The organism is Pseudomonas sp. KB_12 (assembly GCF_052114545.1).
GTDB lineage: Bacteria > Pseudomonadota > Gammaproteobacteria > Pseudomonadales > Pseudomonadaceae > Aquipseudomonas > Aquipseudomonas brassicacearum.
The window spans coordinates 1-21,149 of the sequence record NZ_JBFREY010000042.1 but is presented as its reverse complement, the minus strand read 5'-3'; the positions used below and the strand labels follow the sequence as shown (position 1 = coordinate 21,149).

At 62.4% G+C, this 21,149-nt stretch carries 17 protein-coding genes; 4 read left to right on the top strand and 13 right to left on the bottom strand.

What is annotated here, in order from left to right; all coding sequences use genetic code 11:
• Nucleotides 1-20 precede the first annotated feature (20 nt).
• The 10 genes from AB4Z20_RS24945 to AB4Z20_RS24900 all read right to left on the bottom strand — a co-directional run bounded on the left by AB4Z20_RS24945 (nucleotide 21) and on the right by AB4Z20_RS24900 (nucleotide 13,510).
• Nucleotides 21-1,574, bottom strand: a complete 1,554-nt coding sequence (locus tag AB4Z20_RS24945; protein WP_253475738.1) for a sugar ABC transporter ATP-binding protein — start codon at nucleotides 1,572-1,574, stop codon at nucleotides 21-23.
• Between the two features lie 77 nt (nucleotides 1,575-1,651).
• Entirely contained in the window at nucleotides 1,652-2,578 is a 927-nt protein-coding gene (locus AB4Z20_RS24940; protein ID WP_214512667.1) for a sugar ABC transporter substrate-binding protein, read from the bottom strand.
• A 346-nt stretch (nucleotides 2,579-2,924) separates the two neighbouring features.
• Entirely contained in the window at nucleotides 2,925-3,977 is a 1,053-nt protein-coding gene (locus AB4Z20_RS24935; RefSeq protein WP_442090805.1) for a Gfo/Idh/MocA family protein, read from the bottom strand.
• Nucleotides 3,978-4,135: 158 nt separating this feature from the next.
• Entirely contained in the window at nucleotides 4,136-5,146 is a 1,011-nt protein-coding gene (locus tag AB4Z20_RS24930) for a Gfo/Idh/MocA family protein (protein WP_320388832.1), read from the bottom strand.
• A 31-nt stretch (nucleotides 5,147-5,177) separates the two neighbouring features.
• Nucleotides 5,178-7,109, bottom strand: a complete 1,932-nt coding sequence (gene iolD / locus AB4Z20_RS24925) for a 3D-(3,5/4)-trihydroxycyclohexane-1,2-dione acylhydrolase (decyclizing) (RefSeq protein WP_320388834.1) — start codon at nucleotides 7,107-7,109, stop codon at nucleotides 5,178-5,180.
• A gap of 150 nt (nucleotides 7,110-7,259) precedes the next feature.
• Nucleotides 7,260-8,081, bottom strand: coding sequence for a TIM barrel protein (locus AB4Z20_RS24920; RefSeq protein WP_253475748.1), 822 nt, complete (start codon nucleotides 8,079-8,081; stop codon nucleotides 7,260-7,262).
• A gap of 35 nt (nucleotides 8,082-8,116) precedes the next feature.
• Complete coding sequence (locus AB4Z20_RS24915; RefSeq protein WP_442090801.1) at nucleotides 8,117-9,619, bottom strand: CoA-acylating methylmalonate-semialdehyde dehydrogenase; 1,503 nt, start codon at nucleotides 9,617-9,619, stop codon at nucleotides 8,117-8,119.
• Nucleotides 9,620-9,649: 30 nt separating this feature from the next.
• Nucleotides 9,650-10,459: a 5-deoxy-glucuronate isomerase gene (iolB, locus tag AB4Z20_RS24910; protein WP_253475751.1), complete on the bottom strand. Its 810-nt coding sequence runs from the start codon at nucleotides 10,457-10,459 to the stop codon at nucleotides 9,650-9,652.
• Nucleotides 10,456-11,349, bottom strand: a complete 894-nt coding sequence (gene iolE, locus AB4Z20_RS24905; RefSeq protein ID WP_024618169.1) for a myo-inosose-2 dehydratase — start codon at nucleotides 11,347-11,349, stop codon at nucleotides 10,456-10,458. The genes iolB and iolE overlap by 4 nt, the downstream gene beginning before the upstream one ends.
• A gap of 223 nt (nucleotides 11,350-11,572) precedes the next feature.
• Nucleotides 11,573-13,510 (bottom strand): bifunctional 5-dehydro-2-deoxygluconokinase/5-dehydro-2-deoxyphosphogluconate aldolase, encoded by a 1,938-nt coding sequence (locus AB4Z20_RS24900; RefSeq protein ID WP_258688499.1) that lies wholly within the window; start codon nucleotides 13,508-13,510, stop codon nucleotides 11,573-11,575.
• Between the two features lie 313 nt (nucleotides 13,511-13,823).
• Between AB4Z20_RS24900 and AB4Z20_RS24895 the strand changes: the two genes are divergently transcribed.
• Together AB4Z20_RS24895 and AB4Z20_RS24890 are read left to right on the top strand one after the other, a co-directional pair.
• Complete coding sequence (locus tag AB4Z20_RS24895) at nucleotides 13,824-14,747, top strand: MurR/RpiR family transcriptional regulator (RefSeq protein ID WP_014337867.1); 924 nt, start codon at nucleotides 13,824-13,826, stop codon at nucleotides 14,745-14,747.
• A gap of 30 nt (nucleotides 14,748-14,777) precedes the next feature.
• Complete coding sequence (locus tag AB4Z20_RS24890) at nucleotides 14,778-15,389, top strand: glutathione S-transferase (RefSeq protein WP_442090798.1); 612 nt, start codon at nucleotides 14,778-14,780, stop codon at nucleotides 15,387-15,389.
• Nucleotides 15,390-15,580: 191 nt separating this feature from the next.
• Here the strand turns inward: AB4Z20_RS24890 and hcnC are convergent, their stop codons facing one another.
• Genes hcnC through hcnA form a run of 3 tightly spaced genes read right to left on the bottom strand, consistent with a single transcriptional unit; the run spans nucleotide 15,581 to nucleotide 18,565 of the window.
• A complete protein-coding gene (hcnC, locus tag AB4Z20_RS24885; protein WP_258688505.1) occupies nucleotides 15,581-16,840 on the bottom strand; it encodes a cyanide-forming glycine dehydrogenase subunit HcnC in 1,260 nt (419 codons plus the stop codon).
• On the bottom strand, nucleotides 16,833-18,242 hold the full coding sequence (hcnB, locus tag AB4Z20_RS24880; protein WP_442090796.1) for a cyanide-forming glycine dehydrogenase subunit HcnB: 1,410 nt from the start codon (nucleotides 18,240-18,242) through the stop codon (nucleotides 16,833-16,835). The genes hcnC and hcnB overlap by 8 nt, the downstream gene beginning before the upstream one ends.
• Entirely contained in the window at nucleotides 18,239-18,565 is a 327-nt protein-coding gene (gene hcnA / locus AB4Z20_RS24875; protein WP_258688513.1) for a cyanide-forming glycine dehydrogenase subunit HcnA, read from the bottom strand. Before hcnA ends, hcnB begins: the two co-directional genes overlap by 4 nt.
• 276 nt (nucleotides 18,566-18,841) lie before the next feature.
• Here hcnA and AB4Z20_RS24870 point away from each other — a divergent pair, with 276 nt between their 5' ends.
• Both AB4Z20_RS24870 and AB4Z20_RS24865 read left to right on the top strand, forming a co-directional pair.
• Nucleotides 18,842-19,525, top strand: coding sequence for a response regulator transcription factor (locus tag AB4Z20_RS24870; protein ID WP_003202897.1), 684 nt, complete (start codon nucleotides 18,842-18,844; stop codon nucleotides 19,523-19,525).
• Nucleotides 19,503-20,888 (top strand): sensor histidine kinase, encoded by a 1,386-nt coding sequence (locus AB4Z20_RS24865; RefSeq protein ID WP_214512658.1) that lies wholly within the window; start codon nucleotides 19,503-19,505, stop codon nucleotides 20,886-20,888. The genes AB4Z20_RS24870 and AB4Z20_RS24865 overlap by 23 nt, the downstream gene beginning before the upstream one ends.
• Nucleotides 20,889-21,149: the final 261 nt, after the last annotated feature.

The following is a 21,149-nucleotide window of genomic DNA, read 5'->3' as shown; positions in this document are numbered from 1 at the left end:
TTTATCTGGACTGACGGGCATCAGGACAGGCCTGAAGCCAATTGCATGACTCGTTCCTGGGTCGCTTCGCTGCGGTCGAGGGTGCCCATCAGGTCGCCTTCGTGCATCACCATGACCCGGTCGCTCATGCCCAGTACTTCCGGCAGCTCCGAGGAAATCATGATCACCGCCATGCCTTCGCTGGCGAGGTAGGAAATCAGTCGGTAGATCTCGGCCTTGGCACCGACATCGATGCCACGGGTCGGCTCGTCGAGGATCAGGATGCGCGGGTTGGTCATCAGCCAGCGGGCCAGCAGCGCTTTCTGCTGGTTACCGCCAGACAACGTGTCGATGCACTGCTCCAGCGACGGGGTCTTGACCCGCAGCTTCTTGCACATGTCCTCACACAAGGCGCGCAGGGCTTTCTGCTGGATGAAGCCGTTGCCCACATAATGAGGCAGCACGGCCATCTCCATGTTTTCCAGCACCGACAGGCACGGGAACAGGCCACTGAGTTTGCGGTCCTCGGTCAACAGCGCGAAGCCTTTCTCGATGGCCATGTGCGGATCGCTGATGCGCACCGGTTGGCCGTCCAGCAGGATTTCGCCTCCGGTACTCGGGGTCACGCCGAAAATCGCCTCGGCCACGTTGGTCCGGCCCGAGCCCATCAACCCGGCGATGCCCAGGATCTCCCCGGCATGCAGGTCGAAGGACACGCCTTTGAAGATGCCGTCCAGGCTCAGGTCGCGCACCGACAGCACCAAATCGCCGATGGGTTGCTCGCGCACCGGGAACAACTGGCTCAGTTCGCGCCCGACCATCATCGAAATCAGGCTGTCGCCGTCCATGCTGTCGGCCCGTTGCAGGCCGATGTAGGCACCGTCGCGAAACACCGCCACTTCATCGGCGATGGCAAACACCTCGTTCATTTTGTGGGTGATGTAGATGATGCCCTTACCTTGGGACTTGAGGTCGGCAATGATCGAGAACAGGTGGGCGACTTCGGTCTCGGTAATGGCCGAGGTCGGCTCGTCCATGATCAGGATGTCGGAGTCGTAGGACACGGCCTTGGCAATCTCTACCATCTGCCGCTCGGCGATGCTCAGGTTGCCGACCTGCTCCTCGGGGTCGAGCTTGATGCGCAGGCGTTCCAGCAACCGGGCGGTACAGCGATGCATTTCGCCATGGTCGACCATGTGCAGGCCATTGAGCTGCTCGCGACCGATCCAGATGTTTTCGGCGATGCTCATGTGGGGCATCAGGTTCAGTTCCTGATGGATCATCGCGATGCCGGCCTGCAAGGCCGCCAGCGGCGTGTCGAACGTCACCGGCTTGCCGCGCAGGCGCAGTTCGCCGGCGTCCGGCTGGTAGATACCGGCGATGATTTTCATCAAGGTGGATTTGCCCGCGCCATTCTCGCCCATCAGGGCCAGCACGGAACCGGGGCGTACCCGCAGTTGTACATCGGACAGGGCCACCACGCCGGGAAAGCCTTTGCTGACATTGACGACTTCCAGCAGATACGGTTCATCAGGTAATACGTCCGGCCGGAAAGTCATCGCCGGGGCGCTCGAAGCAGTCGCTGAAGCGAACATGATCAGGTACTCCCTCGGCAAGGTCGGCGTTGCAACCTTGCCTGTTTATTGTTGTGGTGGGACCGGTGCGTTAAACGTCACTTGAACTGATCGACGTTTTCCGGCGTGATCAGGCGATACGGCACCCAGACGGACTGTTCGACCGGTTGTTTCTTGACCATTTTCACCGCCGTATCGATCGAGCCGTCGGCTTGGCCCTTGGCGTCCTGGAACACCGAGACGGCCATCTCGCCTTTCTTGATCGCGTTCAAGCCGTCCGGTGTGCCATCGACCCCGGCAATCAATACGCTGCCCTTCTTGGTGCCCGCTTGCTTGAGGGCCATGGCGGCGCCGATGGCCATCTCGTCGTTGTTGGACACCACGGCCTGGAACTCGCGGCCCTGGGTCAGCCAGTCGTTGACCAGGGTCATGCCCTTGTCCCGGGACCAGGTACCGGTCTGTTCCTGCTCGATCTTAATGTTGGGGTATTTGGCCAGCACCTCTTTGACGCCCTTGGTGCGGTTGGCGGTGGAGTTGTTGGCCAGGTCGCCCAGCAGGATCACGATGTCGCCCTTGCCGCCCATCTTGTCGGCCAGGTATTGCATCTGCATGCGGCCGGCTTCCAGGTCATCGGAGGCCACGGTAACCACGCCTTCTGGCAACTTCGGATCGTCCGGGCGGCGGTTGACGTACACCAGTGGGATACCGGCGGCCACGGCGGCCTTGGTGATGCGCTGGGTCGCGGCGGTGTCCACCGGGTTGACGATGAGCGCATCGACCTTCTGGCTGATGAAGCTTTCCACCTGGCTCAGTTGCTTGACCACGTCACTGCGCGCGTCTTCGAACTGCAGGGTGACGCCGTCCGGCAGGGACTTGGCTTTCTTGTCCATGGATTCGCGCAGGTACGTCAACCAGGTGTCATCGAACTGGGACATGCTGACGCCGATCTTCAGGTCCGCCAGGGCAGCGCCGCTGGTGAGCATCAACGACAGGGCCAGCGAGGCGATACGGGTCTTGGTCTTCATGAACGGTCTTTCTCCACTTTTTTGTTGGTTTTATGGATAAGGCGTGACGGATCAGGAACGGGGCAAGCGCACGATGGGCGCGCCGGGCATGCAACACACCATGGCGCCGTTACGCCGGATACACAGGGATTCGAACAGGGGAAGGACTGCGGACAGGCGCAGCAGATGTAACAAGTGAAACGCAGAGCGGCTGAAGGTTTTCATCGACGGTACCTAGCTGTGTTTCTTGTTTTTGTTTCGTCTGGCATCCGTTCAAGGCTGGCTTGGCGGGAGACAGACAGGATTGTCGGTAACCTGGAATTGACTTTATTGGAAAATATTTTCCATATCAACTCATTTTAGAATTTTATTCGTCTTTTATTCCATGACCGACAGGCGTGGACAACCGCACCACTTCGCCCTGCTCGGCACTCTGCCTGGCAGCATCAAGGATGCGCGTGGTCGCCAGTGCATCACGGGCTTCCACCGGCAGCGGGCCAGCGCCCTGCAACGCGGTTTGCAGGTGTTGGTAGAACGCCAGCCAGCAGCCACGCTCCGAGGTCACCCGCTCGCGCTCGGTGCCGTGTTCGAACCAGCCCCAGCGCCGATGCTCTTCAGCGCCCCAGCGTTCGCCCTCGGTCGCCGGGCTCAACCCGGCCAGCGCCTGGGCCTCTTGTCCGTCCAAGCCTTCTACGGTGTAGCAGCCCTGGGTGCCGTTGACCCGAAAGCGCGGGCGCGCTGCGTTCTGCACACAGTTGCCGCTCAAGTGGGAAATCACGCCGCTGGCATGGGTCAAGGACATGAAGAAGCCGTTGTCGAACACCTGGTCGGGCTGGCGGTAGTCCAGCTCGGCGTAGACTCGCGCCACCGGCCCGAACAGTTGCAACGCCTGGTCCACCAGGTGGCTGCCCAAATCGCGCAGGAACCCGCCACCGCTGCCTTTGCCGACCGAGGTCGGCGAATAGCGCTCGACGCTGGACTCAAAACGAATGACCTGCCCCAGGGCGCCGGAGGCCAACAGCTTGCGCAGAGTCAGGAAATCCGAATCCCAGCGGCGGTTCTGGTACACGCTCAGTGGCACGTTGCGGCGTTCGGCGGCCAGCACCAGCGCCTCGGCCTGTGCGGCGTCAGGGGCGAACGGTTTGTCGCTGACCACCGCCACGCCGAGTTCGATGGCCCGCAGCACAATGGCCGGGCGACCCTCCAAAGGCGTGGACACCACCACCGCATCGACGCCGGCCGCCACCAATTGTTCGAGGGAGTCAAAGGCTTGGACGTGCGGATAATCACTCGCCAGTTGCTGGCGCCGTTCAGCGGACCGGGTCACCACGCCGACGAACGTAGCCCCGGGCAGGCTGCTGATCAGCGGCGCGTGAAAGAACCGCCCACCCTTGCCGTAGCCCACTAGTCCGATTCGCATGAAAGCTCCTTGTTGGTCACTGAATGAATGCAATCCCTGTGGGAGCGAGCYTGCTCGCGATGGCGTCAGGCCTGCCAGCATCAATATCGCCTGACCCAACGCTATCGCGAGCAGGCTCGCTCCCACAATTTGACCGCATCCCCAAAGGAGAAATGTGGTTAGCCGTAGAAACGCGGGCGCTCGGGCAGGTCGACCTTGACGATCTGCCCACTCTGCTGCGCTGCCACACAGGCATCCGCCGCCACCGCTGCGGCAAAACCATCCCAGGCCGACGGCCCGCTCACCTGCCCGGCGCGGACGCCGTCGATGAAGGCCTGCAGTTCAACGTCATAAGCTGCAATGAAACGGTCCTTCCAGTCCATCAGGATCGCATTCGACAGTTTGGCGCCGCTGCGCAGTTGCACCTGGGACGGTTCCGGGAGCTTGGCGATGCCGGCCTCCCCCACCACTTCGCACTGGATGTCGTAGCCGTACTGGCAATTGACGAACACCTCGACATCGATGCGCGTGCCCCGGGCGGTTTCCAGCAGGACGATCTGCGGGTCGCGCAAATGGGCCAGGGCCTTGCTGGTCTTGCGCGGGAACACCACCTGCACCGACACGTAGTCATCGGCCAGCAGCCAGCGCAACACATCCAGCTCATGGATCAAGGTGTCGGTGATCGCCATGTCGGTCTTGTAGTTTTCGCCCACGCTCGGGTTGCGGTGGGCACAGTGCAGCATCAGCGGTTCGCCAATCTGTCCGCTGTCGATCACCGCTTTCAGTGCCCGATAACCTTCATCGTACGGACGCATGAAACCGACCTGCACCAGGCGCTTGCCGTGGGCGATTTCAGCCTCGACGATCTTGCGACAGCCTTCGGCCGTGACGGCCAGGGGCTTTTCACAGAACACCGGTTTGCCCGCCGCAATCGCCGCCAGCACGAACTCTTCGTGGCTCGGGCCCCAGGAGGTGACGAGGATCGCCTCCACGTCCGGCGCCTTGATCAATGCATGACCGTCGGGGTAGACCTCGGCGGTCAGCTTGAGATCGGCAACGACCTTGGCCGCTTGTTGCAAGTTGATGTCGGTCACCGCCACCACCTGGCTGTTGAGCAAGGTCTGGCTGCAACGACGGATATGGTCCTGGCCGATGGCCCCGGTGCCGATGACGCCCAGCTTCAAAGACATGTAGAGAACTCCTTTCGTAGTGTTGGGGCAATCAGTATTGACGGGCCTTGGCCAGTCGTTCGTTGAGGGTCTTGGCGACCGCATCGGTGCGGGCGCTGGTGGACACCTGCGCCACGCCGACCCGCCACCACGACAGGTATTTGTGGATCATGGTCTTGGGCAAAACCTTGATGTCGATCAGCGTCGAGACGCTCTGGCGCCGCGCATCGGCCAGGGCCGCGTGCAGTTCGTCGAGGGTCTTGACCTTATAGGTCCTGCAACCGTAGGCGGCGGCGCTCATGGCGAAGTCCACCGGCACAAAACCGCCGTCGAGCTTGCCGGTGTCCGGGTTGCGGAAGCGGAACTCGGTGCCGAAGCTGTCCATGCCGTGTTCCATTTGCAGGTTGTTGATGCAACCGAAAGTCATGTTGTCCAGCAGCACCACATTGATCTTGCGGCGCTCCTGGATCGAGGTCGCCAGCTCCGAGTGCAGCATCATGTAGGACCCGTCGCCCACCAGGGCGTAGACCTCTTTGTCGGGCTCGGCGAGCTTCACCCCCAGCGCCGCATTCACCTCGTAGCCCATGCACGAATAACCGTACTCGACGTGATAGGTGTTCACGCCCTTGCTGCGCCAACTGCGCTGCAAGTCGCCGGGCAGGCTGCCAGCGGCGGCGACGATGATGGCGTCATCCGCCAGGGTCTGGTTGAGGGTGCCGAGCACGCGGCTCTGGGTCAGGCAGGAACCGGTGAGTTCGATGAATTCGCGAAACACCGCCGGGTCCATGTGGTCGTTGATTTCCGGGACAAAATCCTCGGTCTGGAAATCCGCCTGATAGATCCGATCCACTTCCGCGTCGAGCTGGGCCTTGGCATCGGCGATCTGCCCGCCCCATTCGGCGCGATAGTCGCCCATCGCGGCGGACAGTGCCTCCAGGCCGGAACGAGCGTCGGCCAGCAGTTGCACGCCATCGAGCTTCAACGCATCGCACGGGCTGATGTTGAGATTGAGGAACTGCACATCCGGATGCTGGAACAGCCATTTCGATGCCGTGGTGAAATCGCTGTAGCGGGTGCCAATGCCGATGATCAGGTCGGCTTTCTTGGCCAGCAGGTTTGCCGCCAGGCAACCGGTTTCACCGACACCGCCGACGTTCAGCGGGTGACTGGACACCACCGCACTCTTGCCCGCCTGGGTCTCGGCGAACGGAATGTCGAAGCGTTCGGCAAAGGCCTGCAACGCGGCGTTGGCGCCGGCGTAGCGCACGCCGCCGCCACAGATGATCAACGGCTGGCGCTTGCCCTTGAGCAGCGCCAGGGCATCGCCGAGCATCGCCTCGGTGGCCGGGCGACGGTCAATGCGGTGCACGCGTTTTTGCAGGAAGTAATCCGGGTAATCGTAGGCTTCGGCCTGGACGTCCTGGGGCAAGGCCAGCGTCACCGCGCCGGTTTCGGCCGGGTCGGTCAGCACCCGCATGGCATGGATCGCGGCGGTCATCAGTTGCTCGGGGCGGTTGATGCGATCCCAGTATTTGCTCACGGCCTTGAAGGCATCGTTGGTGCTGATGCTCAGGTCATGGAACTGCTCGATCTGCTGCAGCACCGGGTCCGGCTGGCGACTGGCGTAGACATCGCCGGGCAGCAACAGCAAGGGGATACGGTTCGCCGTCGCGGTGGCGGCGGCAGTCAGCATGTTCGCCGCACCGGGGCCGACCGACGAGCTGCAGGCGTAGATCTTGCGCCGCAGATGCTGCTTGGCAAAACCGATGGCGGCGTGGGCCATGCCTTGCTCGTTACGGCCCTGATGGACCACCAGGTCGCCGCTGTCCTGCTCCAGCGCCTGGCCCAGGCCCAGCACGTTGCCGTGGCCAAAAATGGTAAACACCCCGGCGACGAACTTGCTCTGGACGCCATCGACTTCGATGTACTGGTTATCGAGGAATTTCACCAGGGCCTGGGCCATGGTCAGTCGTGTTGTGGTCATGCTTGCACCTTTTCAAACGCAACTCGGTCAAGTGTGGGAGCGAGCTTGCTCGCGATAGCGGTGTGTCAGGCAGCTTAGATGTTGAGTGTGCCGCCGTCATCGCGAGCAAGCTCGCTCCCACAGGGGGTCTCCAGCGTTCAGGGAGTCGGGTCAGGCCTGGCAGCTTTGCAAGTGGTTCATGCTCGCCCCCAACGCCTGGCGGATGTCGGCCAGGTCATGGACGCTCTCGGCGAACGGTTCGAAGGACAGATAGCCCTCGTAGCCGCCGGCCCGCAGCGCCTCGATCTGCACGGCATTGCCGAGGATGTCAGCCGCGCCCACCAGCACCCGGTGGCCGTCACGGATCGTCGCCAGCGGCGCCTGGGCATCCTCGACACCAGAGATGTGCACCAGCCCGGTCAGCTCAGGGAAGAATTCCTGTTCACCGGCCAAATGATGGTGAAAGGTGTCGTGCACCAGGCGGAACACATCCAGCCCACCAATGCTCTTGATCGCTTCCACCGCCGTGCGCTTGCGACGCAACGAGCACTCTTCGAAACCCAGGGGCTCGATGAACCCGTAGATGCCAAAGGCGCGCAGGATCGGCGCCAGTTCACTGAGGGCCGTACGCAGCCCCGCCGCGCGTTCAGCCTCGCTGCGCGGGTCGGCGCGATCATTGAGCGGGCACATCACCAGACCCTCGGCGCCGCATTCGCGGGCGTAGTCGGCCAACCGCACGGCCTGGGCGCGGCGCTCTTCGTTCCACACGTCAAAGGGGTACAGGGCGTTGATCGACAGCACCTTGATGCCGCGCGCCTCGCACAACTCGCGCACCCGGGCCGGCGGCATGCCGTCTTCGATCTCGACGCCCTTCAGATCGTTGCGGATCTCGATGGCGTCGGTTTTCAACGCCAGGGCCAGGTCGATGAAAGCGGGCAGTGACAGGCGTGGCGCAACCATTCGGTTCAAGGCAAAACGCAGGGGCTTGTTCATTGTTGTTCTCCCTCCGGCAGTCATTCAAAAAAGAGTTATTGAGCAGTCGGCATGCTGAATTCAGGACCCTTGGCGATGCTGTCGGGCCAGCGCTGCATCACGCTTTTGTAGCGGCTGTAGAAGCGCAGGCCTTCTTCACCGTAGGCATGGTGATCGCCGAACAACGAACGCTTCCAGCCGCCAAAGGAATGCCAGGCCATGGGCACCGGAATCGGCACGTTGATGCCGACCATGCCGACCTTGATACTGCGGGCGAATGCCCGGGCAATGCCGCCGTCACGGGTGAAGCACGACACGCCATTGCCGAACTCATGGGCGTTGATCAGCGCCACCGCCGTGGCGAAATCCGGTACGCGAACGATCCCCAGCACCGGGCCGAAGATTTCCTGCTGGTAGATGCTCATCTCGGCGGTGACCTGGTCGAACAGCGTCGCGCCGACAAAGAAGCCCTGCTCGGCCCCGGGCACCTTGAAACCACGGCCATCGACGATCAGGCGCGCGCCCTCGGCCACGCCGGCGTCGATGAAACCTTCGACCTTGGCCTTGTGCTCGGCGGTGACCAGCGGCCCCATGTCGGTGCCGGGCTGCTGGCCGTTACCGATCTTCAGTTGGTCGACGCGCGGCAACAGCTTGGCAATCAATTCATCGCCCACATCACCCACCGCCACGGCAATGGAAATCGCCATGCAGCGCTCGCCGGCCGAGCCGTAGGCGGCGCCGATCAAGGCATCCGCCGCCTGGTCGAGGTCGGCGTCAGGCATGACGATCATGTGGTTCTTGGCCCCGCCCAGGGCCTGCACACGCTTGCCGTGTGCCGTGCCCTGCTGGTGGATGTACTCGGCAATCGGCGTGGAGCCGACAAAGGAAATCGCTTCGATATCCGGGTGCTGCAACAGCGCATCCACCGCCACCTTGTCGCCCTGGACCACGTTGAACACACCGTCCGGCAAGCCGGCTTCGGTCAGCAACCGGGCCATCAGCAGGCTGGCGGACGGATCGCGCTCCGAAGGCTTGAGGATGAAGCAGTTACCGGCGACCAGCGCCAGGGGAATCATCCACAACGGCACCATCACCGGGAAGTTGAACGGCGTGACCCCGGCGCAAACGCCCAGCGGTTGGCGCAGGTTCCAGTTGTCGATGCCGCCGCCGATGTTGTCGCTGAAATCGGTCTTGAGCAGGTTTGGCGCACCGCAGGCGTACTCGACGATCTCGATGCCGCGAGTGACTTCGCCGTGGGCATCGGACAGTACCTTGCCGTGTTCGCGGCTGATGATTTGCGCCAGTTCGTCGTGGTGCCGGTCCAGCAGTTCCTTGAACTTGAACATCACCCGCGAACGACGCAATGACGACTGCTCGGACCAGGCCGGGAACGCCGCCAGCGCCGAGGCCACGGCCGCGTCGACGGTGCCCGGCTCGGCCAGGGCCACCCGGGCCTGCACCGCACCGGTGGCCGGGTTGAAGACATTGCTGAACCGCGTGCTATCGCGGTCCTGCACGTGGCCGTTGAGGTAATGGCCTACTACCGGGGCGTCACTCATTGTTCTTGTTCTCCGTGGGAATGTTGGAAATCAGAGGTCCAGCAGCCAGCTGTGCTGCGGATCGTTATGGAACTGCCAGACCCGCTTCGGGCCGGCCATGACGTTCAAGTAATACGACTCGTACCCGTAGGGCACGCTGACCGGGTGGTAACCCTTGGGCACCACCACCAGGTCGCTGTTCTCCACGGCCATGGCCTGGTCAATGCTGCGGTCGTCGGTGTAGACCCGCTGGAACACGAAGCCTTGGGACGGGTTGACCTGGTGGTAATAGGTTTCTTCCAGGAAGCTCTGGTGCGGCAGGTCGTCGGTGTCGTGCTTGTGCGGCGGGTAGCTCGAGGAGTGCCCCGACGGTGTGCGCACTTCCACTACCAGCAGCGAATGGGCCGGTTCACTGTCGGGCAGGATGTCGCAGACATAACGGGTGTTGGCGCCCTTGCCGCGCACACTGCGCTTCATGCTGTCCGGACGGATCAACCGTGGGCCATAACCGTTCTGCGCAGACCCCGGCGCGGCGCACACGGCAATCTGTACATCGCTCAACGCGGTGACCTGGGCCTGACTGCCCGGCGGCAGGTAAGCGGCATAAGGCGACTTGTCCTCGAACACCGACTGGCGATCACCGAGGTTGTCCCAATCGAAGGCCCCCTGCCCCGGCGCTTCGCCCTTGAGGCTGATGCGGCCGCTGAGCAGCACCAGGCACAATTCCTTGTCACCGGCGGCCACCGGCAGGGTTTCGCCCAGGCTCAGGCGGTAGGCGGCGAACCCGACGTATTCCAGCTCACCTGCCGGCAACTGGACCATGGTTCGACCGCTGGAATGGCTCTTGATCAACAGGCTCATGACGGACTCCTTTCTTGCAGCAAGGCACGCAGCGTGTCGTAGCCCTTCTTGGCGTAGGCATAACTCGGTGCTACGGCAGGGTCCTGCTCGGCTTCCACCACCAGCCAGCCTTGGTAATCGGCGGCCAGCAGGACGTCGAGCAACGCGGCGAAGTCGATGTCGCCGTCACCCGGCACGGTGAAGGTGCCGTTGATGATGCAGTCGGGGAAGCTCCAGAGATTATTGCGCGCCAGTTGCACCACCGGTTTGCGCACGTCCTTGAAGTGCACATGGCAGACCCGCTCGATGTGTTTGCGCAGCACCTGCAGCGGTTCGCCACCGCCCATGTAGCAGTGGCCCGAGTCGAACAGCAGGCCCACTTCGCTGCCGGTCAGGGCCATCAACTTGTCGATGTCCGACGGCGACTCGACGTAGGCGCCCATGTGGTGGTGATAGGCCAGGCGCACGCCCCGGGACAAGGTGAAGCGCGCCAGTTCGGTGAGTTTGTCGGCGTAGGCTTGCCAGGCTTCATCCGTATGGAAACGCGGGCGCTCGATCAGTGAAATGCGTTGGCCTTGAATGGAGTCAGCGACTTCACCATAGACCAGCACCTTGGCGCCGTTCTGTGCCAGCAGCTCGACGTGGCTGGCGATGGCGTCGATCTCCTCGGCCGCCGAACGCCGGGCCAGGCGGCTGGAATACCAGCCGGAGACCAGCGCCAGGTCATAAGGACGCAGCACATCGCCGACGCCCTTGGCGTCCTTGGGGAATTTGCCGTTGAGTTCAAAACCTTCATAGCCGATTTCCTTGCCCTCGCTCAGCGCCGTGCTCAACGGCGTCTCGCCGCCCAACGACGGCAAGTCATCGTTGCTCCAGGAAATCGGGTTGATGCCAATTCGAATAGCGGGCATGGCTGCACCTTTTATTGTTGTCTCTAATGTTCAACCGATCACCTGTGGCCAGAGATTGCTCCCGCTCGGCTGCGCCCTGTAGGAGCTGTCGAGTGCAACGAGGCTGCGATCTTTCCAATACCAATTGAGTCGAGAGCGAACGATCAAGATCAAAAGATCGCAGGCTTCGCCAGCTCCTACAGCGTCCAGCGGGAGCAATCTCTGGCCACAAAAGCCCTGTACATCAAGCACGGGCACTGCGCCACGCCTCGATCAACTCCACAAACCTGCCCTGCACCTGCCGGATCAGCGTTTCATCATCGATTTCCCCGGCCAGCCAGGCCCGGCTCGGTTCCTGGAAGATCGTGCGGCCCACGGCGAAACCGCGGCAGGTGGTGCTCTGGCTGGCCTGGCGGAAGCCTTCGGCCAGGGTGGCGGCCGGGGCGTTGAGGCCCAGCAGGACCACGCCACGGCAATACGGATCGCGTTGCTGGATCAGCTCATCAAGCTGCTTCCATTCATCCGCGCTCTGGGCTTCGATCTTCCACCACGCCGGAAAAATACCCAGGTTGTAGAGGCGCTTGAGGGCGCGATAGAGCACGTCCGGGTGGGGTGACGGATGATCCTTGGGCGGAATGACTTCCAGCAGCAATTCATGGCCGCTGACCTGGGAAGCCTTGTACAGCCCCATCAATTGCGCTTCCTGCTCCAGGCGCAGCAGCGGTTCGTCATCAGGGTGAAATTGCACCAGGCACTTGATGATCTGTTCCTGCGGCCAGGCGATCAGGTTGCTGCCAATGGAGCGTCCATGCTCGAACGCCAGCGGCCGCGAATTCTGTACTTCCACCGGCCGCGCTACCCACCAGCCGCGACCGGTGGCAGCGTTCAGCGAGTCCTGGCCGAAGCGTTGGTCGGCCAGCAGACCGACGTCGGCCTCGACGCCTTGGCGCCGCAGATCGGCTTCGACCCGCTCCACCGCCTGGATGAACAGTTGCTTGAGGTCACCAATGCAGCTCAGGTCGCGGCCGCCCTTCTGGGCCAGCTCCACCAGTTGCCAGCGATGGTCGAACGCAAAGATGAACAGTTGCTTCCAGGTCTTGCGCGGCACGCTGACCTGGTGCAGCCGTTGCAGCACGGCATCCTGGTCCGGCCGGGTAATCGGCACCGGGCTCTTGAATAAATAGTCGAGCTCGGCCCGGGTCGGCATCGCCGGGGCACAGGCATGGCGCGACACCACCAGGCCGCCGCAGGCATTGGCCAACTGACAGCAGCGCTCATCGCTGGCGTCCTCCAGCCAACCGGCAAGGAACCCCGACATGAATGCATCACCGGCGCCCAGTACATTCAAGACTTCGACCCGGACACCAGGGTAAAGGGCGCCGTCTTCAAGGCGGGCAGGAATGGCGCCATGAATCACCGTGCAACCTTGCGGGCCAAGCTTGACCACCAGGGTCGCCGCCGTCAGCGAGCGCACGGTGCGCAGCGCGGTCAGCAGGTCTTCGCTGCCGCCAGCGATGAGGAATTCTTCTTCGGTGCCAACGATGAGATCGAAACGCGGCAGGATGCCTTGCACATGCTGGCTGACCTTCTGGTCGGCCACAAAACGGGTTTCCCCATCAGCCTTGCCCGCCAGGCCCCAGAGCACCGGCCGATAATCGATGTCCAACACGCATTTGACGTTGTGCTTCTCAGCGTAATCCAGCGCCTGGGTACTGGCCTTGTAGACGCCATCGGTAGAGAAATGCGTGCCGGTGATCAGCAGCGCCTTGCTGGAGGCAATGAAGGCTTCGTCGATGTCTTCGGCGCGCAACGCCATGTCGGCGCAATTTTCCCGGTAGAACACCAGGGGAAAGGTTTCCCGGTCCTTGATCCCCAGCAGGACCATGGCCGTCAGGCGTTCGGGATCGACCTTGATGCCACTGACGTCGCAGCCCTCACGTGCCAGGGACTCCACCAGGAAGCGGCCCATGTGGTCGTCCCCTACCCGGCTCAGCATCGCCGACCGGAGCCCCAGGCGTGCCGTGCCGAAAGCGATGTTGGCCGACGAACCGCCCAGGTACTTGGCGAAGCTTGCGACATCTTCCAGGCGCGCGCCGACTTGCTGCGCGTAAAGGTCGACGCCCAGGCGTCCCAGGCAGATCACATCCAATTGACGCCCACTGGCAAAACGAGTCTGGCCCATGCTGGCTCCTGTTATTTTTATCAGCCTGCGCTTGTCGCCAAAACCGACGCCAGCGCTGTTGGTGAATGCAGACTAAAACGAGCAGAGCGCAATAATCAATAATTATTCTATAAATTTTTTACGTGGAATATTTTTTCCAATACGCTATAACCAACGCGAACCAGGCGCAGTGCATCGTTTCAGCAGATGCCGCAACATTTGTCCGCCCATGATTTTCCCTGCGCCTACGCTGTAGACTGCGACCAGCCAACCTATTGTCGAGGGCCGGCCTTTTTTCGGGCCGCCCTATAAGAACAAGCCAGAAGGATTTTCTATGACCCGCCCCGATGATCTGCCGGCGCCGTCCGAGAGCGCGTCCGAACCCGCCCTCTCGAGCCCACCGATCAATGCCGAGCGCCTGCTGCAACTGATCACCGATGAATACGAAAGCCTGCCGCGCCAGCTCAAACGCATTGCCAGCTACATGAGCCAGCAGAGCGACCGGATCATGGTCGACCGCATCAGCGACATCGCCCGGGAATGCGAAGTGCACCCCTCGGCCATCGTCAGGTTTTCCCAGCGTTTCGGTTTCAGCGGGTTCAGCGAAATGCAGGCGTTGTTCCGCGAGGCCTACACCCACAAGACCACCCCGGTGCAGAACTACCAGCAGCGCATCCGCAGCATGATCGCCAACAAGTCGCAGAAAGCCAGCGGCGGCGACCTGGCCCGTGAATGCGTCAACGCGACCCTGTCGGGCATCGAGCGCCTGGGGTTGGAGCTGGACGACCAAGCGTTCGAAAAGGCCGTGGACCTGGTGGTCAACGCCGACAACATCTACGTGGTAGGTGTGCGCCGCTCGTTCGCGGTGGCCGATTACCTGGTCTACAACCTGCAACACACCAATAAACGCATTCACCTGGTGTCCGGCCTGGGCGGCAGTTACCGCGAGCAGATGCGCAGCGTGCGCGCCAACGACCTGGTCATCGCCATCAGCTTCACGCCCTATGGCAAGGAAACCCAGCACTGCCTGCGCATTGCCCAGCACCATCAGGCCAAGACCCTGATCATCACCGACAGCAACCTGTCACCCCTGGCCAAACGGGCCAACGCGGTGTTGCTGGTCAACGAAGGCAGTTCGTTCGCCTTCCGTTCGCTGAGTGCCACGCTGTGCCTGTGCCAGGCGTTGTTCATCGCCGTGGCTTACCGACTGGAACTCAAGGTCGATGAAATCCATGAACAGGTCGGGTTCGAGGATTAACGCCCGCAGAGAATTACTCAAGGAGAAGTCATGAAACTGGTCGGCATGCTGGACTCACCCTATGTAAGACGCGTCGCCATTTCCGCCAAGTGCCTGGGGGTTACCCTGGAGCACGAGTCCGTTTCGGTGTTCAGGCATTTCGAACAGTTCCAGCGCATCAACCCGGTGGTCAAGGCCCCGACCCTGGTGCTGGACGATGGCACGGTGCTGATGGACTCCACGTTGATCATCGATTACCTGGAGGCCTTGGCCGCGCCGGGGAAAAGCTTGATGCCGGCCGACCTTGGGCAGCGGGTGCGCTCACTGCGCCTGATTGGATTGGCCTTGGCGGCCTGTGAGAAGTCGGTGCAGATCTACTACGAACGCAACCTGCGGCCAACGGAGATCCAGCACGCGCCTTGGGTTGAACGCGTGGAAGGCCAACTGGCGGCGGCTTATGGAATGCTGGAGCAGGAACTGGAGCAGCCGCCGCTGGGCACTGATGGCAAACTCGACCAGGCCGGCATCACCGTGGCAGTGGCCTGGAGCTTCACCAACCTGGTGGTGCCGGACCAGGTGCAAGGCAAGGCTTTTCCGTTGATCAGCGCGTTCACCGCCTATGCCGAAGGGTTGGAGGCGTTTGTCAGTACGCCGATGGAATAACTGGATGTGAACAAAAAAGCCTGGGGGTAACCAGAGTACCTGTGGGAGCAAAGCTTGCTCGCGATAGCGCTGGATCATCCAGCAACAATGTTGACTGGTAGACCGCTATCGCGAGCAAGCTTTGCTCCCACAGGCTCGCACACAGTTTGTTTTCGGGTGACTGCGAGATTTTTGTTCCTCACCGAGTTTCTTCAGGCCAGTTCCATTTCCTGGGGCTTTACTGTCGGCGCCACCTCGAAGCGATCTTCCAGGAACGGGGTGATGTCCAGCGGCAATGGCTCGTTGTTCACCAGCTTGTCCAGCAGCACCCCGGTGATGGCCGAGGTCAGGATGCCGGTGCGGAAATGCCCGCAGGCATTGAGATAGCCTTCCACCCCGCGCATCGGCCCCAGGATCGGCAATTCATCAGGAGACCCCGGGCGCAGGCCGGCCCAGGTTCGTTTCAGGTTGATGTCGACCAACTGCGGGATACACCGCACCGCGCCTTGCACCAACCCTTCGATCTCGGGATAGGTCGTGGTCACGTCGAAGCCTTTGTCTTCGGTGGTGCTGCCAATGAGGATCTCACCGTTGTCTTTCTGCGCCACGTAGCAGTCGCTGGTGGTCAGGCAGCCGTTGAGGATTTTCGGCATGCGCTCGGTCAGCAGGATCTGCCCCTTGACCGGCTTGACCGGAATCCGCACCCCAGTGGCCTGCTCACTCAGGTCCGCCGCCCAGGCACCGGCCGCGTTGATCAGGGTCCGGCAGTTGAACGTCCCCGCCTCGGCGGTTTTCACCCCTGTCACCCGCGTGCCGCTGCGCAGCACCTCGGTCACGCTGGTGTTGAAGAACAGGTCGACACCGTTCTGCCGGGCGCCTTCGGTGTAGGCATCGGCCAGGCGGAACGGACTGACCTGGTGATCGCAGAGAAACTCCAGCGCACCCAAGGCTTCATGGCTGACACTCGGCTCCGCCTCACGCAGGGCAGCCTGGTCCAGCCAGCGCACCTGGTCCGCCAGGTGAGGAATGCAGGCGACGATGTGCTCGGCGTACAAACGGTCTTCGTCGTCGTAGATCACGAACTTGAGCCCGGTTTCCTCGAACTTGAAATCCATGCCATGGTTGTCGATCAACTCGCGGTGCAACTGCGGATACATCGCGTTGGACTGCAAGGCGAAATCAAAGAACGACTGGGGCAGGATGTGCGGCGTGCTGGCGTCCACCGCCACCGCGGCGCCCTGGGTCTGGCGCTTGCGGTTGGCCGACATCATGCGGAAGAAAATCACCCCGCAGCCCAGGCCCACCGACTCGCCAATGGCCCACAGGCCACCGGCCGACGCACGGGTCGCGTTGCCGGGGCGCTTGGCGTCGATCAGGGCGACTTTCAGGTGTTTGCGCTTGGACAGTTGATAGGCGCACGAGGCGCCGATCACACCGCCACCGGCAATGACCACGTCATAATTCTTAATCATGGGAAACGGCCTCCATGCCGACGTTCTGGAACGCTGAAAAGGGAATCGGATCGATGGGAAAACGCGGTCGCAGCCAGCCCACGTCGGCACGCCCGGTGGCCTCGCGCAAGCGGTCGCTGCAATAGCCGACGCACATCCGCCCCTGGCAATCGCCCATGCTCACGCGGGTGCGCATCTTCAGGCTGGCCATGTCTTGCACGCCTTGCTCCAGCGCCCGGTCGATGTCGGCGCGGGTGGCGTGCTCGCAGCGGCAGATCACCGTATCGGCGGCCGGCAATGCGGTTTGCCCGGCGCCACGCTGGGTGTAGCGATCCACAGCGGCGCGAAAGCGAATGATCCGCTCCAGTTGCGCCTGGTAGCGTTCGCGGTGCGCCAGGGCCGTGGACGGATCCAGCACATTGCGTTGCATCAGGATCGACAGGGCCGCGATGCGTCCACTCAGCATGGCCGCTTCACCGCCGCGAATCCCGCCCATGTCGCCGGCCAGGTGAATGTGCGCTTCGCTGCTTTGTTGCCAGGCATCGGACACGGCCCGCAAATAGCCGTCGTCACTGAAACCGTGCTCCAGGCCCATCTGCTGGCTCAATTGAGTCCGCGGGATAAACCCGTAGCCGACCGCCAGCGTCTGGGCCGGCACCTGTTCCGCGCGTTTGAGGTCGGGTTCCCAGGTCGTGGAATAAGGCGCTACGGTAACGACGCTCAACTCACCCTCGCCGTCAGCCTGCACCACGCCCCAGCCATAGCGCACGGGAATGCGTTTGAGCTTGAGGTAGGCCAGCATGCTCAGGCCGTCGAGGAACAGTTGCGGCTTGTTCAGCAACGCCAGGCTTTCCTTGGCGATCCGGCCGAACGCACAAGCCTCATACACCCCCGCCACCGCCACGCCCGACGCGTGCAGTTGGCAAGCCACCAGTGGCAACAACGGACCGGTGCCCGCGATCACCACCGGGCTCGGCGGCTTGACCACACCGCTCTTGATCTGCAATTGCAGGCCGCCGAGCATCATCACGCCCGGCAGGGTCCAGCCAGGAAACGGCACGCTGCGTTCGTGACAACCGGCCGCCAGGACCAGATGGGAATAGGCGACCTCGCCCAGGCGCTCGTCGGCATCCAGCAGCATCAGCGCCCGGAAGCCTTCGGCACCGATGACCCGGCTGCTCAATCGCACGTCGATCAGGCCAGCGTGTTGCTGGAATTCACCGTGGAGTTTCTCCAGGGCTTCGCTGTAGCGCGGGCCCAGGTAATCCAGGCGCACGCCATCGCGCAACGGTCCGCGATACACCACGCCACCCAGGCGCGGCGCTTCTTCGAGCAAGGTGCAGCGCACGCCGTGGGAGGCCAGTTCAATGGCCGCGGCCATGCCCGCCGGCCCACCGCCGACAATCACCGGATCGAGGTTCATGGCGCCTCCGTTTCGGTGATGCGGTTGACCCGGGTTTCGATCTGCATGCCAGGGCGCACCAGGGTCTGGCAGGCGCGGCGCTTGTGGCGACCGTCGATCCTGACCAGGCAGCATTGGCACACGCCCATGCCGCAGTACGCGCCGCTGATCTGGTCGTGATCGTTGCGGGCCACCTGACGTTGCCCAAGGGACTGGATGACGGTGAGGACGGTTTCACCGTGGGCAGCGCTGACAGCCTGCCCGTCCAGGCGCACCGTCATGTCGGCCTCTGCCAGCGGCTGGATATCGAATTTTCGGCGTCGAAGGTCTGAAGGTTGCATCATACTGCTCTTCCTTGAAGATTCTGTGGGGGCTCGGCTCCTTGCGGCACACCATCACCGGTTCGCATCAGTACCCGGCAGCAGCAGTGCGCCAAAGCAGGGCAACGGACGCCACATGATAGTGCGCAGGGAATTTATGTTAGGGATTATTTGTGACCAAGTGTTGATCCAGGCCAGCGAATCGGCTCGTCGGCTCATGAACTTTTTTTCAGAAAGCCGACAGGTATTCTTTGGCAGAATGCTGCGCAATAGCACCAATTTCCCAACACGGTACCGCCCATGAACCGCATCCTGACCATCGAAGACGACGCCGTGACCGCCCGTGAAATCGTCGCCGAGCTGACCCGCAACGGCCTGGACGTCGATTGGGTCGACAACGGCCGCGAAGGCCTGGAGCGGGCGGTAAGCGGCGACTACGACCTGATCACCCTCGACCGCATGCTGCCCGAGCTCGACGGCCTGGTGATCGTCACCACGCTGCGCACCATGGGCGTAGCCACGCCGATCCTGATGATCAGCGCCCTCTCCGACGTGGACGAGCGGGTCCGTGGCCTGCGGGCCGGCGGCGACGATTACCTGACCAAACCGTTCGCCACCGACGAAATGGCCGCCCGGGTCGAAGTGCTGCTGCGGCGCAACAATGGCGCCCGCGAGCCGGAAACCGTGCTGCGGGTAGCCGACCTGGAGCTGAACCTGATCAGCCGCGAAGCCAGCCGCAACGGGCAACTGCTCAGCCTGCTGCCCACCGAATACAAACTGCTCGAATTCCTGATGCGCAACAGCGGGCAGATCCTCTCGCGCATGATGATTTTCGAGGAAGTCTGGGGCTATCACTTCGACCCAGGCACCAATCTGATCGATGTCCACATCGGCCGCCTGCGCAAGAAAATCGACCCGCCGGGCCTGGAACCGCTGATTCGCACGGTACGGGGTTCCGGCTATGTCATTGCTGAACCCTGCTAAAGGCTGGCGCTCCTCCAGCAGCCGCCTGCTGGCGCTGTACAGTTCGCTGTTCGTGATCTGGAGCGCGATCCTGATGGGGGTCATGTATTACGAAGTGTTTGGCTACCTCGACAGCCTGGCCAAGCACTCCCTGATGCAGCGCCAGCACCTGTTCGCCCGGATCCATGGCGATCAACTGGAAGATGCGCTCATGGCCAGCCTGACGCTGGACGAGCGCGGCGTTGACGCCTACGGGTTGTTCGATCCGCAACTGCGCCACTTGAGCGGACCGATCGTGCGGATCCCGGCGGACCTGCCGTTGGATGGCAAGATCCACATGCTCGGCGGTTGCGTCGATTCCGACGACCCCAGCGTGCCTTCCGACAGTTGTGACGCGGTGGCGAGCCGGACCCAGGACGGCCGCTGGCTGGTCCTGGCGCGGGACAATGGCTCGTTGTTCGCCGTGACCCGCATCATCTTGCACGCACTGTTCTGGGGTGTATCGCTGACGATCCTGCCGGGTATCGCCGGCTGGCATCTGCTGCGCCGGCGACCGTTGCAGCGGATTCGCAAACTGCAGGCCAGTGCCGAAGCCATCGTTGCCGGCGACCTGACCCATCGGCTGCCGCTGTCGAGCCGGCGCGACGAACTGGACATGCTGGCGGCGATCGTCAATGCCATGCTCGAGCGCATCGAACGCCTGATGAATGAGGTCAAGGGCGTGTGCGATAACATCGCCCATGACCTGCGCACCCCCTTGACGCGTCTGCGCGCCCAACTTTATCGCATCCAGCAGCAAGCGCCGGACGGCTCGCCCGAGGCCTTGCAAATGGATCAGGTGATCGCCGAGACCGACACCCTGATGGCGCGGTTTCGGGGGTTGTTGCGGATCTCCGAGCTGGAAGACCAGCAGCGGCGCTCGGGTTTCGTGCGCCTTGACCCGTTGCAGTTATTGCAGGAGCTGCATGATTTTTACCTGCCGCTGGCCGAGGAAGGCGAGCTGACCTTCATCCTCGAGGTGCCTGATGCCCTGCCCCTACTCAACGGCGACCGGGCATTATTGTTCGAGGCCGTGTCGAACCTGCTGAGCAACTCCATCAAGTTCACCCCGCCGGGAGGCACAGTGATCCTGCGTGGGGTCGATCAGGGCGACAGCACCCGCATCGAAGTGCTCGATTCGGGCCCGGGTATCCCCGAGGCGGAGCGCAAGGCCGTGTTCCGCCGCTTCTACCGTGCCGAGGGCAGCAGCCAGCACGGCGGATTCGGCCTGGGCCTGTCGATCGTCGCGGCGATCGTCAATCTGCATGGGTTCACGCTGGAGGTGGGCAGCAGCGAACACGGCGGCGCGCGCCTGGTGCTCGATTGCCGGGGGACGTTGTTGTAGCCATAGGACTTGCTCCCAAAAGGCCCTGTAGAAGCCATGTAGGAGCTGTGTAGGAGCTGTCGAGTGCAACGAGGCTGCGATCTTGCCCCAGACAATTGAGTCGAGAGCGAAAGATCAAGATCAAGATCAAGATCAAGATCAAGATCAAGATCAAGATCAAGATCAAGATCAAGATCAAGATCAAGATCAAGATCAAGATCAAGATCAAGATCAAGATCAAGATCAAGATCAAAAGATCGCAGGCTTCGCCAGCTCCTACAG

What these genes read in the sequence shown, in the direction of transcription:
- iolB (WP_253475751.1), bottom strand. Translation starts at nt 10,459, where the DNA reads ATGAGCCTGTTGATCAAGAGCCATTCCAGCGGTCGAACCATGGTCCAG.
- hcnB (WP_442090796.1), bottom strand. Translation starts at nt 18,242, where the DNA reads ATGAACCTCGATCCGGTGATTGTCGGCGGTGGGCCGGCGGGCATGGCC.
- iolD (WP_320388834.1), bottom strand. Translation starts at nt 7,109, where the DNA reads ATGACCACAACACGACTGACCATGGCCCAGGCCCTGGTGAAATTCCTC.
- AB4Z20_RS24915 (WP_442090801.1), bottom strand. Translation starts at nt 9,619, where the DNA reads ATGAGTGACGCCCCGGTAGTAGGCCATTACCTCAACGGCCACGTGCAG.
- hcnC (WP_258688505.1), bottom strand. Translation starts at nt 16,840, where the DNA reads ATGATTAAGAATTATGACGTGGTCATTGCCGGTGGCGGTGTGATCGGC.
- AB4Z20_RS24945 (WP_253475738.1), bottom strand. Translation starts at nt 1,574, where the DNA reads ATGTTCGCTTCAGCGACTGCTTCGAGCGCCCCGGCGATGACTTTCCGG.
- AB4Z20_RS24865 (WP_214512658.1), top strand. Translation starts at nt 19,503, where the DNA reads ATGTCATTGCTGAACCCTGCTAAAGGCTGGCGCTCCTCCAGCAGCCGC.
- AB4Z20_RS24920 (WP_253475748.1), bottom strand. Translation starts at nt 8,081, where the DNA reads ATGAACAAGCCCCTGCGTTTTGCCTTGAACCGAATGGTTGCGCCACGC.
- iolE (WP_024618169.1), bottom strand. Translation starts at nt 11,349, where the DNA reads ATGCCCGCTATTCGAATTGGCATCAACCCGATTTCCTGGAGCAACGAT.
- hcnA (WP_258688513.1), bottom strand. Translation starts at nt 18,565, where the DNA reads ATGATGCAACCTTCAGACCTTCGACGCCGAAAATTCGATATCCAGCCG.
- AB4Z20_RS24900 (WP_258688499.1), bottom strand. Translation starts at nt 13,510, where the DNA reads ATGGGCCAGACTCGTTTTGCCAGTGGGCGTCAATTGGATGTGATCTGC.
- AB4Z20_RS24890 (WP_442090798.1), top strand. Translation starts at nt 14,778, where the DNA reads ATGAAACTGGTCGGCATGCTGGACTCACCCTATGTAAGACGCGTCGCC.
- AB4Z20_RS24940 (WP_214512667.1), bottom strand. Translation starts at nt 2,578, where the DNA reads ATGAAGACCAAGACCCGTATCGCCTCGCTGGCCCTGTCGTTGATGCTC.
- AB4Z20_RS24935 (WP_442090805.1), bottom strand. Translation starts at nt 3,977, where the DNA reads ATGCGAATCGGACTAGTGGGCTACGGCAAGGGTGGGCGGTTCTTTCAC.
- AB4Z20_RS24930 (WP_320388832.1), bottom strand. Translation starts at nt 5,146, where the DNA reads ATGTCTTTGAAGCTGGGCGTCATCGGCACCGGGGCCATCGGCCAGGAC.
- AB4Z20_RS24870 (WP_003202897.1), top strand. Translation starts at nt 18,842, where the DNA reads ATGAACCGCATCCTGACCATCGAAGACGACGCCGTGACCGCCCGTGAA.
- AB4Z20_RS24895 (WP_014337867.1), top strand. Translation starts at nt 13,824, where the DNA reads ATGACCCGCCCCGATGATCTGCCGGCGCCGTCCGAGAGCGCGTCCGAA.